This window comes from Paenibacillus sp. KS1 (genome assembly GCF_001680695.1).
Lineage (GTDB): Bacteria > Bacillota > Bacilli > Paenibacillales > Paenibacillaceae > Paenibacillus_B > Paenibacillus_B suaedae.
This window is the reverse complement of the sequence record NZ_MAIS01000352.1, coordinates 1-310: the sequence shown is the minus strand read 5'-3', so window position 1 is coordinate 310 and position 310 is coordinate 1. Positions and strand designations below refer to the sequence as shown.

Sequence of the window (310 nt, the reverse complement as noted above, 5' to 3'; positions counted from 1 at the left end):
CTGCTCGCCGCCTACCAAGGTTTCCTCTCCCGCTATACGGGACAGACGGATATCGCCGTCGGCAGTCCGATTGCGAACCGGCATTACGGGGAAATCGAGGGGATGATCGGATTCTTTGTCAACACCCTTGTGTACCGTGCGGATGTGTCAGCCAATCCGAGCTTCCGGGAGTTAGTGTCGCAAGTGCGCGGGAAAGCATGGAAAGCGCAGGAGCATCAGGACATCCCGTTTGAGAAGATCGTGGCGGCGCTGCAGCCGGAGCGGTCGGCGAGCTATGCGCCATTGTTTCAGACGATGTTTACGCTGCAAA

The 310-nt window shown here is 58.1% G+C and carries 1 protein-coding gene; it reads left to right on the top strand.

The window, feature by feature from the left end; genetic code table 11:
* Nucleotides 1-310: condensation domain-containing protein (locus tag BBG47_RS28630; RefSeq protein WP_139070857.1), on the top strand; the 310-nt coding region annotated here is incomplete at both ends.